The sequence below is a fragment of the Endozoicomonas sp. genome (assembly GCF_051008435.1).
In the GTDB taxonomy this organism is placed as follows: Bacteria; Pseudomonadota; Gammaproteobacteria; order Pseudomonadales; family Endozoicomonadaceae; genus Endozoicomonas_A.
In genome coordinates this window covers 1-11,987 of record NZ_JBPCXO010000534.1, presented here as the reverse complement: position 1 = coordinate 11,987, position 11,987 = coordinate 1, and the positions used below count along the sequence as shown (strand labels likewise).

Below are 11,987 nucleotides of genomic sequence, written 5' to 3'. Positions count from 1 at the left end.
GAAGCCTTCAATGGTGTCATCAAGCGGATAATATACAAGGCATGTGGTTACAATGATCTTGATTATCTCTATCTAAAAATCAGGCAGGAGGCCCAAAAATGATCAGCCAACCTGTAAAAGGGCCTATAAAGTCGGCTTTTGAGTAGTTTGTAAATGGCAGTCCGGGTGAACTTCTTGCTTCCGGCGACTTGGCCACCCTTGCGGGGCAGTCGTTTGGTTCTGAAACCCATGTCGTTCATTCGCTCGGCGGTTTCAATCTGGGAGCGGGTTTCAATAAAGATCTTGAAGATCTCCCGGATAATCACTGCTTCACCTTCATTGGGGATCAGCTTGCGATCCACTACGTCATAGCCCAATGGAGGAGTGCCACCCATCCACTTGCCTTTCTTCTTGGAGAGCAGGAACTTGTCTCTGATCCTTTCTCCGGTCACCTCTCGCTCAAACTGGGCAAACGACAGTAGAATGTTGAGCGTCAGCCGTCCCATGCTGCTGGTGGTATTGAACTGTTGGGTCACCGCCACGAACGACACCTGATGCTTGTCGAACACCTCCACCAGCCGGGCAAAGTCTGCCAGTGATCTTGATAGTCGATCCACCTTATACACAACCACCACATCAATCTTACCGGTTTCAATATCTTTCATGAGTCTTTGTAAAGCTGGCCGCTCCATATTGCCACCAGAAAAGCCACCGTCGTCGTATTCGTCCGGTACCAGAACCCAGCCTTCGTGTTTCTGGGAAGTGATGTAGGCTTCTCCTGCATCCCGTTGGGCATGAAGTGAGTTGAACTCTTGCTCCAGCCCTTCTTCCGAAGACTTACGGGTATAAACTGCACAACGTTTAATGTCCTTAATTTTGCTCTTACTTTTGCCCATGGTTCTTTCCCCGCTCAGGGCTGTTTCCCTTCAGTCCGAAGAACACCGGCCCTGACCAATGGCTACCCGTAATCAGCTTGGCGATCCCAGACAAGCTGCGGTAGATCTGTCCCCGATATTCAAAGCCCTCTTTGGTGACAATCACCTCGTGAGTTTCCCCTTCATACTCCTTGGTAATCCGGGTGCCTGCGGGTGGCTTGTTGACTCTGGCTTTGGGGACGGGCTTGTCTTTGGCGGAGGGTTGTTGCAGTCGCTGTAATCGATTCTTATGCTTCTCGGAAAGACTCCCAAGCTCCAACTCCTGAACCCGGAAAGCCAATCTTTGTCGCAGAAGTCGTTTATTCAACTTGGGCGCATCGGTGCCATAGAGCTTTGGCCAGAGATCCAGCAGTGCCTTGGTGGGCATCTTCTGAATGGCCGCCACCTTGGCCGCCACCTTGGCCGCCACCTTGGCCGCCAGGCTTGACTGTTCAGGTAATTCATTCTTCATTGTTGGACTCCTGTCGTTGAACCGTATGAGACATACAGGCTCTGGTTCCGGCATTAGTCCAGTGTTCTTTCTCTCTTTCGGCGTTTTCCGGCTCCTGCTGCTTTATATGGCGGCGTTCAATACCGACAGCCAGAATCTGGCAGATCGCCAGGGTATTGGGATGCAGCTGGTAGCTTGACGGGGTTTTGTTCATGGTGGGCTCCCATCCCTGGGTGGTGCGGATTTACTGATTATTGTCGGAAGCCCTGAAGCCTTTGTAAAAGGGCAATTTGACCCGTTCTGTCCGGTATCCGTTGTGGTTGGATAAAGCTGTCTGTCTGTGGGGTCTATTGATCGGATGACTGATTATTTATACAGTATTTAGTCCGCTTGAAGTTAAGGGTTAACTTTCGCCATGGCAAGGAGCCAGTATGAAAGCAGTCCATCTAGTACTGCACGGCGTTGATCTGGAGTCAGATACCTTTTTCGAACTCTGCAAGATTGATCTGAAAGCCGTCTCACCGGGTACGACCCGCGTTATTCCACCCAAAGAAGTCTACAAACATGTTCTGACGTTCGATGAGCAAGATCAGGCTCGCCTGGAGTATGTGGCCAACCGGATCGTAGGTCTGGCCAGTGAGGTCGGGCAACGGGTTATGAGTGACCGGTCCCATAACACCACCAGCAACCCTTACGACAATGCCCTCCGGCTTCTGGCAGCTAATGAGAGCGATTTCAGAAAGGCCGAAGAGATCCGTTATGTGGAGTATCACCGGGGTCATGGTCGTATGTGGGATGGTTATTATCTCACTACTCCAGTGCCTCTGGATAAAGATGTTGATCTGACTGATTTTGTGCAGAAACTGAGAGCTCATTTCAATAATGACAAGCTGGTGGTCAGGCGGCAGAAGCGACAACGTCATAGTGACCATCATGCTTTGGTCACAGTGCTGCAGTTCATCATCTACCGGGAAGGCTTACCGGTCAGCTTTGAGGTGCTGGATGAAGAAGGCAAGGATGTCATTCTGGAAACCATCCACCCGGCTCGAGAGTATGCAGTGACTTATGAACCGGAGACCGGCGTCATCGAGTTGTATGCAGATCAGAAAGCGATTCGTGACGTGCTGAAGCAAACCTTCTGTGAAGCAGTACTGGATCAGGAAGACAGCCCTGAAAAACTGAAGCTCAGGCCGGTTAATCTGGAGATCTTCCGTCAACGCCCCAACTTTGAGGACAGCTTCGAGCTGAAGTTCGGAATCAAGGAAGCAGTAGTCAAAGAGATCGATACTCAGGTCAGTCCTGGACAAGGTATTACTGTCTATAAAGCCACCCCAAGAAAAGCTTTTCGTTCCGATGCCTACCAGAACCTGGACGACAACGGTGTCAGCTTGGAAGATAGCCGGAAATACAAAATACGGAGCGTTACCTTGGCCTTTCACTGTGAAGCCACAGACGATCTGCCGGAAGAAACCATTGTTGTACGGCTTAGTGCTCCCAATAGTTGCTCACTGCGTGACCTGTCGCAGCGAGAACGTTACCTGAACCATGACCTGCTGGTGCAGATGGGGGTTCTTCTGGAGGATAAAGACAAGGACAATGAAGCGACAAGCGTTTGATTTTTTAAAAAGTTGTTTTGAGGCAGCTACGGATAAAGAGCGGATCAGTGAACTGAAGTTCTATTACCCCGAGTACTGCAGGACATCATTGGCAATAATGCTTTATCCCGAAAGGCCCAGCTGATGACCGACTGATCATGGTGGACTACCCCGATGATCTTCAGGACGGCTATCGTCAGGTACACAGGGTCAAGGATGAGTTTGTTTACTATTACAACGGCTGCCACAAGGTCACGGACGATGAGTTGAGAATGTACCAATTCCGGATGGCCTGGTTCCCGGAGTGGCTGACTGAAAAGCTCAATCTGGACCAGGTAGAACCCCTACTGGATGACCGGGTCTGGAAGCTGGGAGAGAGAAAAGGCGTCACGGTATTACTGATTCGAGAGCTGAACCCGAATTTTGATGACATTGCAGATTGTTTGTTTGCTCAATCCTTGTCGTCCTGTGTGGTGATTTCCAGGCAAAAGCCCAAGTCCCGATATATGGCTTTACCTCCGGGTTATCAGCTGCTGCCCCTGGATGAGTTATTGCCTAAAGGGTCAGTGGCGGTCGATTATAACCGGTTCCTCTCGTATATTGATCCGGATCAGGCACGGCTGGAGCGGGAAGGGATTATCTGGGATGAGCATAACGGAATACTGAGGGTGTTAGGCCATGATCCCTGGCTACTGAAAGGTGGACCGGCTCGTTGCCAACTGGTGGATCAGTTGGTGCAAGCAGGTAAAAGAGGTGCTCCCCGAATTCTGACCCAGTTACTCCTGGAAGAGTCCAGTTCCAGCAATCTCAGCCAGTTCTTCCATAAAGAACCTCGTTGGAGAGAATTTATCGATTACGAGCCGGGTGCTTCAGGGCGCTGTTGGCTGAAAGCATTCGAAGAGCTGGAGATGTTTCAAACATCTGAAGCTTGATCAATCAATCACAATGACATCAATACCGGCCCCTGAGCCGGTTTTTTTTTCATTAATTTCAGAAAAAAGCGTCCTCCTACAGTTTCTCCTACAGCTCCTACACTTCTCCTACAGTAGCTCCCCCAGTATCAGTCTTGCATGAACACGAAAAGCACGGAGGTCATCATGCAAGACTCAGTACCAGGAGCCGTTGCTCCTACACTTTGTCCTACACCTGAAACCCAGGTGGCTCATCTGGACTCACTCCAGCTGTCCAGGCGTCTCAATATCAGCATCAAGTCGTTGGCCAGAATGCGTCAGGATGGCACCGGTCCCCGCTTTATGCGAATCGGCTCGAAAATCCTGTACCGGCTGTCAGATGTTCTGGAGTACGAGCAGTCCCGGCTCTATAACGCAGTAGGTTCACCGGTGGTAGATCAGGGAGGTGAGCCATGAGTTTGGAGCTGGAAAACATCCAGGGGATAGGCGTAGCTGAATTGGCAGCTCGTTCCGGAGCAGAGCTGGAGACGCTGGTCAGGGATACAGATAAAGCCCTGGCACAACTCCAGGTGCAAAAGGATTGGTTGGAATCAGTCATTGCCTACAAGTACGTCTTCAAGGCTTCCCAGGTCCGGGCTCAGTTGCAGCAGGACTTCGGAACCATCAGTTTTGATGACGAAGGAACGCGTGTGCTGGTGGACTTGCCCAGGGAAGTCAGCTGGGATCAGCAAAAACTGAAGACAATAGCCCAGCGGATTCAGGATCAGGGAGAAGATCCTTCTGAGTTCCTGAATATTGAGTATTCAGTGTCCCAGGAGCAATTTGATCAATGGCCGGAGCCTGTTCGCCAGACCTTTGAGTCGGCTTGTCAGATCAAACCTGGTCGCTGTACCTACCAGCTGGTGGGAGGGTCATCATGAGCCTTCCTATTATCAATGCCAAACAACGCAGCCAAGAGCACAAGGGAATCAAATGTGTGCTGCTGGGTAACAGTGGGGTGGGAAAAACCACCCAGCTGTTGAGTCTCGACCCGGACAATACCCTGTTTGTGGATCTGGAAGCCGGTGACCTGGCAGTTCAGGAATGGCCGGGTGATACCCTTCGCCCGGCCACCTGGCCGGAGTTCCGAAACTTTTCCGTCTACCTGGCAGGCCCCAATCCGGCGCTTCGGGATGATCAGGTGTATTCCAAAGCCCACTATGAGTCGGTGTGTCGTAAGTATGGAGATCCCCAGTCCCTGGAGAAATACGACACTTACTTTATCGATTCCATCACGGTGCTGGGTCGGCTTTGCTTTCAGTGGTGCAAGGGGCAGCCCCAGGCTTTCTCCGAGAAAACCGGCAAGCCGGATACTCGGGGAGCCTATGGTCTTCATGGGCAAGAGATGATTGCAGCCCTGACTCACCTGCAACATGCCCGGGGCAAGAACGTGGTCTTTGTCGCCATCCTTGAGGAACGAGTGGACGACTTTAACCGCAAACTCCACCAGCCCCAGATCGAGGGCAGTAAAACCGGTCTGGAGCTGCCCGGCATCGTTGATCAGGTCATCACCCTGGCCAGCTTGCCCGATGAAGAAGGCAACCTGCGTCGTACTTTCGTTTGCCAGACCCTCAACCCCTATGGCTACCCGGCCAAGGATCGCAGCGGACGTCTGGATGTATTCGAACCGCCTCACCTCGGACAACTGTTTACCAAGATCCGTACTGGTTCAAGGCAGCCCGTCCAGTTTGAAACTCAATCCCAAGGAATGGAGAAACAGCCATGAGCCAACAAAGAGCCATGACACGCTGGAATGATTTTAACGATGCCACTGACCAGGGCAGCTATGATGTCATTCCTTCAGGCACTTTGGTCAAAGTTCGTATGACCCTCAAGCCCGGTGGCTATGACAATCCCGAAATGGGTTGGACCGGTGGTAACGCCACCTGTGGTGATACCGGAGCCATCTACCTCAATGCCGAGTTCACCGTGTTGGAAGGCCAGTACGCCAAGCGTAAGGTCTGGTCCCTGATTGGGATGCACAGTCCCAAAGGCCCTGAGTGGGAGAACATGGGGCGGTCATTTGTCCGGGGAATCCTGCAATCAGCACGTAATATCAAGGCCGAGGATAACAGTCCACCAGCTTATAAAGCCCGACAGTTGCAGTCTTTGTCAGAGCTGGATGGTATTGAGTTTGTCGCCAAGATCAGTACTGAAAAGGACCAGTACGACGAACCCAAGAATGTCATCAAGCAGGCCATCACACCGGAACACAAGCAGTATGCCCAGCTGATGTTTGGCCAGACGGCTCCCCAGGGGCATCCACCCGCCAGTCAGCAGAGTGGTCATTCCCAGGCTCAGCTGCAATCACAGCTCTACAGTCCTCCGGACTCTGCCCCTCATCCGGCTGAAAGCTACAACAACCAGTGGGATTAACCATCAGCTGCCCACCTGCGGGTGGGCTTTTCCCCGACAGGGACTGTGACAATGAAGAACAAATGGCTTGATTTTAATGATGCTCCTGAACAAGGTTCGGGTAGCAAGTTGAATGCTGAAGAAGTCAAACGTCGTATTCAAGAACGTCTACCAGAGTTTCTGGTTTGGCTGTTTCCCAACGGTAAAAAGCGTGGCCAGAAGTTTGTGCTGGGCAATGTCCAGGGCAAGAAAGGCAAAAGCCTGGAAGTAGAGCTAGGCAGTGGGCTTTGGCACGACTTTGAGAGTGGTGAGGGTGGTGACATTATCAGCCTCACTGCAGAACACCAGAAGCTGGATGCACAAAGGGATTTCCCTGAAGTCATTCAGTTTATGGCGGACTGGCTGGGTATGCCGTCATTCACTCCACCAGCTACGGCTAACCACCAGGAAGAGTATGAGGATCTGGGCCACCATACCGGCAAGTGGGATTATCACGATGCCGAAGGTAATCTGATTGCGTGTGTCTACCGATATGACACACCGGATGGGAAGGAGTTCAGGCCCTGGGATGTAAAGACCCGTAAAACCAAAGCCCCCAATCCCCGACCGCTCTATAACCAGCCGGGCATCAAGGTAGCAGGCGAAGTAGTACTGGTGGAGGGAGAGAAAGCAGCTCAGGCTCTGATTGATAGTGGCTACTGTGCCACTACAGCCATGAACGGTGCCAAGGCTCCTACGGATAAAACGGACTGGTCTCCGCTAAAAAACAAACGAGTGTTGGTGTGGCCCGACCATGATGAGGCTGGACTGCTTTATGCCCAACAAGCAGCACAGGCTATTTCTGATGCAGGGGCAGCATCGGTCATCATTCTAAAACCACCTGAACAGCAACCCGAGAAGTGGGATGCAGCGGATGCTGTGGCTGAAGCATTCGATATTCGTCACTGGATGATCACCACACGACGCAAGACGATCAAAGAGTCCGTACCTGTCTATCGTTTTGGTGAGCTGCTGGATGACGAATCACCGATGCCTGAGGATTTGTTGTCCCCCAGAATACTGACGCCTGGCGGTATGCTGGTATTAGGTGGTGCTCCCAAGGTAGGCAAGAGTGACTTCCTGTTGAACTTGCTCGCACATATGTCAGCAGGCTTGACCTTTCTGGATATGCGCCCCAGTCGCCCCTTGAAGGTGTTCTATCTTCAGGCGGAGGTGCAATACCACTATCTGCGTGAACGAGTGAAGCAATTGCCTCTGAAGGACTTTCAGCTGACTCGGGTCCGAGAGAACTTGGTGATGACCGCCCGGTTAAAACTGATTCTCAATGCGGTGGGTCTGCCTATCATCGTCAGGGCTATCCAGCAGGCTTTCCCTGAAGGGCCTGATGTTATTGTTATTGATCCCATCAGGAATGTGTTTGATCCCGGTCCGGATGGTAGCAGTGAAAATGATAATAACGCCATGCTGTTTTTTCTCAAGGAGCGAGTGGAACAGCTGCGGGATATCGTCAACCCGGACTCAGGCGTAGTGCTGGTTCACCATACCCGAAAGATGAGTAAACGACAGCTGGAGGAAGACCCCTTTCAGGCTCTCTCTGGTGCTGGCAGCTTGCGAGGCTACTATACCTCCGGGATGTTGCTGTTCAGGCCGGAAGAGCTGGAGCCTGAGCGGATGCTGTATTACGAGCTGAGAAACGGCCCTTCCCCCAAGGCTCAGAGGGTCATCAAGAAAGATGGGCAGTGGCGGGAAGCGCCTGCCAACAGCATGCGCCTGGCGGGTGAAGAGTTGGGCAAGAAACATGATGCAGAGCGCATCAGAAAGCGGGAAGTGATCGTCAACCTGATCTATCAGGAAGCTCTGAAGGGCAGGGTCTTCACCGTGAACCAGTTCTCCGAGCAGTTTGAAAACCAGCTGGGCCTGGGTGGCAAAACGACCATCTATGATCGGATTCAGGTGCTGGCCACCAAGGGCTATATCAAGTTTTTCCGGGATTATGACGAGTACAACCTGCCCGCTCCAAAGCGCAGCAAGCTCGGGTATTTATGTGTTGATGGCATGGCCTATGGGGTGGAGGGTGAGGCACTGTGCAGTATCAGGCCAACGGATTTTAAGTGCCCGAATACCGGTACATTGCTACCGGTTGAAAACCCGGATGTGTGGGTTTATCAGGACACTCTTTAGAAGTCAGAAATAGAAGTCAGAAACCGTCTGAAAATGGCATTTCAGAATTCGGCCAGATTTCAGAATTCGCAGAATTCAAAAAATTTGAAATCTGGTTGAGAACTTATTTTTAAAAGGATTTCAAATGGTTATGCGGGCTTTTTAGAATTCAACTCAGGTTTTCCGAATTCTGGAATCCGAAGTCAGTAAGTGATTGTTTATTAAGCAATAATTTCTAGATTTCAGAATTCAACAACACCGTATATATAAATATATACAGGCGAGCCTCCTTCAGGTCGGCCTCGCCTGTATAACAAAACCACAGGGGGCGAAGTCATGGAGTGCAAGGATGAACTGGCCAATCGCTATCGGAAAGCCTGGCTGGTGGCACGACGAGTGTCGTCAGGGATTAACCTCCGGTACTCTGCCTTCTGGCCGGAGATCAATCCCAACCGCTGGGAAGTCTACCAGGGTGAAAACAAAATCCTGAGATTGCCCGAGCCTTCGGAGGATGAGATCGACCGCATGGTGCAGTGCATGCGCTGGCTTCGCTGGGTCAGTGAGGAGGAACGCAAGCTAATCTGGCTCCGTGCCTCTGGACTGCCTTGGCGAGTGATTGCGGAAGACCTAGGGGTGAATCGAAAAACAGCCTATGGCCATTGGTGCAAGGCCATAAACCGGATTTCTATCCATATTTTGCAAAAAAATTCAGGGTAATTTGACCCGTTCAGGGTGCTTAAAGAGGTGTTTGTCTGTCGGTGTCGCTTAAAGTCCGTAGTTGGAGGATTGGACACTTTTGCCAAATTTGACAAGAATTAACGCTAACATCGAAGCGAAGTGCACCTGAACCTCACACCCTCCCGGTCTGAGGTTTTTTCATGTCTGGAAATCACGGAAGAACCATGTCCAGAATCCTTGTTGAAGCCATCGAACATCGCTCAGTCGCCAGCCTGGTGCCCTATGCCAACAACGCACGGACTCACTCCGATGAGCAGGTGAACCAGATTGCCCGGTCCATCGAGGAGTTCGGGTTTGTCAATCCAGTGCTGGTGGGCAGTGATGATGTCATCGTAGCCGGTCATGGTCGTTTGATGGCGGCGAAGCAACTGGGGATGGAAACCGTGCCGGTGATCGTGCTGGGGCATTTGTCCGAAACCCAGCGTCGGGCGCTGGTGATTGCCGACAACCAGATCACCGCCAACTCGGGCTGGGATGAAGATCTGCTCAAGCAGGAACTGGCGGAACTGGATGCTCTGGATTTTGATCTGGATCTGATGGGATTTTCCGATGAAGAACTGGAAGGCCTGCTGCTGGTGGACGAGCCTGAAGGCCAGACCGACGATGATGAGATTCCTGAGCCGGAAGAGCATCCTGTCAGCCAGGCTGGTGATCTCTGGGTTTTGGGCAATCATCGGGTGCTTTGCGGCAGTGCTACCGAGCAGGCTGATGTGGAAACACTGATGGCAGGCCAGCTGGCGGATATGGTATTCACCGATCCGCCCTACAACGTCGACTACGCCAATCCCGAGAAAAACACCAAGGCGAAAAAAGATCGCCGGATCAAAAACGACAACCTGGGCACTGAGTTCCATGCTTTCCTGCTGGCTGCCATGACCAACCTGCTCGGGGTCTGCAAGGGGGCGATTTATATCTGCATGTCGTCGTCTGAGCTGGATACGCTTCAGAAAGCCTTTCGGGAAGCCGGGGGCAAGTGGTCCACGTTTATCATCTGGGCCAAGAACACGTTCACCTTGGGGCGCTCCGACTACCAGCGACAGTACGAACCAATCCTCTACGGCTGGAAGGAAGGCAATGAACACTTCTGGTGTGGTGCTCGAGACCAGGGCGATGTCTGGTTCTACAGCAAGCCTGCCAGGAATGACCTTCATCCCACCATGAAGCCGGTGGAACTGGTGGAACGGGCTATCCGCAATTCTTCCAAGACCCATGACATCGTGCTGGACCTGTTTGGTGGTTCTGGCTCCACACTGATTGCCTGTGAGAAGTCTCACCGCAGTGCCCGGCTGACTGAGCTGGACCCCAAATACGTGGACGTGATTGTGCGCCGATGGGAGGAGTACACCGGCAAGGAAGCCTATTTTGAATCCAATAATCTGACCTTTTCCCAGGTCAAGGAAGACCGTGATGGACGATCTCTCAAGGCGACTGGATCAGATTGACTCCAAGTTCGACAAACTGAACGAGGAGCAGACTACTCAACAGAACAGCAATTTTCCACTAACCATCAAATCGTGCCAGCCAGCGCTGGGTAAAGGCTTCGTCGTCTTGTCCTGCCGGGTCATCAAATAGGGAGTCGTCAAGTGGGAACCTGGCTGCTTTCAGAGCCTTTCCCAATGCTACATAATCTTCAGGCGGCTGGTTGGCGGCTCCCATTTGTGGTTCATATCCTGCCTGAAAGACTGTGCCATTACTGTAGGGGCAGCTTAGGATGCGTGGACCTGCATTGGCTAATATTGCCTCGGTTCCACCAGCCTTGCTTTGAATGCGATGAGACACTGCCGTAAGAAAATTAATAGATTTTATTCCATCGCTAAAATGAATGCTTGTTGTTGTTAAATTATAAGCATCCAGTCCGGGCCACCGCATGGCGGCTTCACCAAGAACTCCGTGTGCCGCTCTCATTCCCCCGACATCGAACGGAAGAATAAGCCCCAGACCGGCGTAAGCATGCTCAACCTGTAAAGAATTACATATAGAAACAAACAGCTGAGCAAAGCCTTGTACTCCCATCTTGTTCAGCATTGAGGCCGGGTACGTTAAAAGTAGATAACCTAGATAATGGGGGTTAGTGACATCCTCAGCCAAGGCAGCTGATGCCCAGGGATATGAGATTCCTTCAGTTTCACCGCCTGCTTCAAATTGAAAAATAGTGTCAGTATCCAGCATGTTTTCCAGAAGGTCCTGGTCAGGTATATCTCCAGGTTGTAGCTTTCGAAACCGCCTATCTCCTATTACTGCATAAGACCTAAGATGCCCTTGTGCCTGTTGGAGGTAATGCTGAATACTGCTAACCAGTGCCTGACGCTTATCTGCATTGCCTGGCGCACCAAAATAGAAGGTCATGGTCAGACCAATGCGGGCAGCAGGGTGACCTTGAGAAAAGTAGGCTACAGGCTGGTCACTGAGAGTGTTGAGATCAAATTGTGACATGGCGATTCCTTCATATTTTGTTTAAACGGCAGATTGAATTGGGTTTTGGCAATTACAGCCTTGCTCCCTATCTTTCCTTGGGCCACCTACCCTATATATTGAGTATTTGTTCCGTTTGCCTGCAATGTTTTCATAAGCACTATCTTGGAACGGATCTCTTTTATCCTGCCCAAACTTAAACTCTACTACTTGATCAATGTTATCTTTTGAAGGTGGCTTGCTGGAGTCAGCAACAATCACCAGGTCTGGCCTACGGATATCGCCCCGTCCTGGTCGGTAGCCGTCTACTTCAATGTATAGGAATTTCAAAGCACAGGTAGAACACCTTTCGTCGTATAGTTTTGCCGGATTTTCCTGAGAAGCAGTCAGGCTGTTTTCCCTGATTCTAAAAAACATCAGTTTTACAGGTAAT

Annotated in this window: 14 protein-coding genes; 9 read left to right on the top strand and 5 right to left on the bottom strand. The window is 51.3% G+C overall.

All coding sequences use genetic code 11. The features are described 5' to 3' along the window. Nucleotides 1-68: 68 nt before the first annotated feature. The 3 genes from ACR2PX_RS27090 to ACR2PX_RS27080 are packed head-to-tail and all read right to left on the bottom strand — an operon-like array spanning nt 69 to nt 1,558. On the bottom strand, nt 69-875 hold the full coding sequence (locus ACR2PX_RS27090; protein ID WP_434002475.1) for a recombinase family protein: 807 nt from the start codon (nt 873-875) through the stop codon (nt 69-71). Further along, nucleotides 862-1,365 carry a DUF2924 domain-containing protein gene (locus ACR2PX_RS27085; protein WP_434002474.1) on the bottom strand — a complete coding sequence of 168 codons (504 nt, stop codon included), beginning with the start codon at nt 1,363-1,365 and terminating at the stop codon, nt 862-864. Before ACR2PX_RS27085 ends, ACR2PX_RS27090 begins: the two co-directional genes overlap by 14 nt. Then, nucleotides 1,355-1,558 carry a hypothetical protein gene (locus ACR2PX_RS27080; protein ID WP_434002473.1) on the bottom strand — a complete coding sequence of 68 codons (204 nt, stop codon included), beginning with the start codon at nt 1,556-1,558 and terminating at the stop codon, nt 1,355-1,357. The genes ACR2PX_RS27085 and ACR2PX_RS27080 overlap by 11 nt, the downstream gene beginning before the upstream one ends. A 217-nt stretch (nt 1,559-1,775) precedes the next feature. On the opposite strand from ACR2PX_RS27080, the gene ACR2PX_RS27075 reads away from it, so the two are divergent. The 9 genes from ACR2PX_RS27075 (at nt 1,776) to ACR2PX_RS27035 (ending at nt 10,584) form a co-directional block, all read left to right on the top strand. After that, complete coding sequence (locus ACR2PX_RS27075) at nt 1,776-2,960, top strand: hypothetical protein (RefSeq protein ID WP_434002472.1); 1,185 nt, start codon at nt 1,776-1,778, stop codon at nt 2,958-2,960. 137 nt (nt 2,961-3,097) lie between these two features. Then, complete coding sequence (locus tag ACR2PX_RS27070; protein ID WP_434002471.1) at nt 3,098-3,871, top strand: hypothetical protein; 774 nt, start codon at nt 3,098-3,100, stop codon at nt 3,869-3,871. A gap of 165 nt (nt 3,872-4,036) precedes the next feature. Further along, nucleotides 4,037-4,306 carry a helix-turn-helix domain-containing protein gene (locus ACR2PX_RS27065; RefSeq protein WP_434002470.1) on the top strand — a complete coding sequence of 90 codons (270 nt, stop codon included), beginning with the start codon at nt 4,037-4,039 and terminating at the stop codon, nt 4,304-4,306. Further along, on the top strand, nt 4,303-4,770 hold the full coding sequence (locus ACR2PX_RS27060; protein WP_434002469.1) for a hypothetical protein: 468 nt from the start codon (nt 4,303-4,305) through the stop codon (nt 4,768-4,770). The genes ACR2PX_RS27065 and ACR2PX_RS27060 overlap by 4 nt, the downstream gene beginning before the upstream one ends. Continuing rightward, nucleotides 4,767-5,615 carry an ATP-binding protein gene (locus ACR2PX_RS27055; protein WP_434002468.1) on the top strand — a complete coding sequence of 283 codons (849 nt, stop codon included), beginning with the start codon at nt 4,767-4,769 and terminating at the stop codon, nt 5,613-5,615. Before ACR2PX_RS27060 ends, ACR2PX_RS27055 begins: the two co-directional genes overlap by 4 nt. Beyond that, nucleotides 5,612-6,265: a hypothetical protein gene (locus tag ACR2PX_RS27050; RefSeq protein ID WP_434002467.1), complete on the top strand. Its 654-nt coding sequence runs from the start codon at nt 5,612-5,614 to the stop codon at nt 6,263-6,265. The genes ACR2PX_RS27055 and ACR2PX_RS27050 overlap by 4 nt, the downstream gene beginning before the upstream one ends. A gap of 51 nt (nt 6,266-6,316) precedes the next feature. After that, nucleotides 6,317-8,425: an AAA family ATPase gene (locus ACR2PX_RS27045; protein ID WP_434002466.1), complete on the top strand. Its 2,109-nt coding sequence runs from the start codon at nt 6,317-6,319 to the stop codon at nt 8,423-8,425. Between the two features lie 315 nt (nt 8,426-8,740). After that, nucleotides 8,741-9,121 (top strand): DUF6362 family protein, encoded by a 381-nt coding sequence (locus ACR2PX_RS27040; RefSeq protein ID WP_434002465.1) that lies wholly within the window; start codon nt 8,741-8,743, stop codon nt 9,119-9,121. Nucleotides 9,122-9,306: 185 nt separating this feature from the next. Then, nucleotides 9,307-10,584, top strand: a complete 1,278-nt coding sequence (locus ACR2PX_RS27035) for a site-specific DNA-methyltransferase (protein ID WP_434002464.1) — start codon at nt 9,307-9,309, stop codon at nt 10,582-10,584. 58 nt (nt 10,585-10,642) lie between these two features. On the opposite strand, the gene ACR2PX_RS27030 is transcribed toward ACR2PX_RS27035, so the two are convergent. Both ACR2PX_RS27030 and ACR2PX_RS27025 read right to left on the bottom strand, forming a co-directional pair. Next, nucleotides 10,643-11,575 carry a type VI immunity family protein gene (locus tag ACR2PX_RS27030; RefSeq protein WP_434002463.1) on the bottom strand — a complete coding sequence of 311 codons (933 nt, stop codon included), beginning with the start codon at nt 11,573-11,575 and terminating at the stop codon, nt 10,643-10,645. 21 nt (nt 11,576-11,596) lie between these two features. Further along, on the bottom strand, nt 11,597-11,987 hold a 391-nt coding region (locus tag ACR2PX_RS27025), incomplete at its 5' end, for a hypothetical protein (protein ID WP_434002462.1).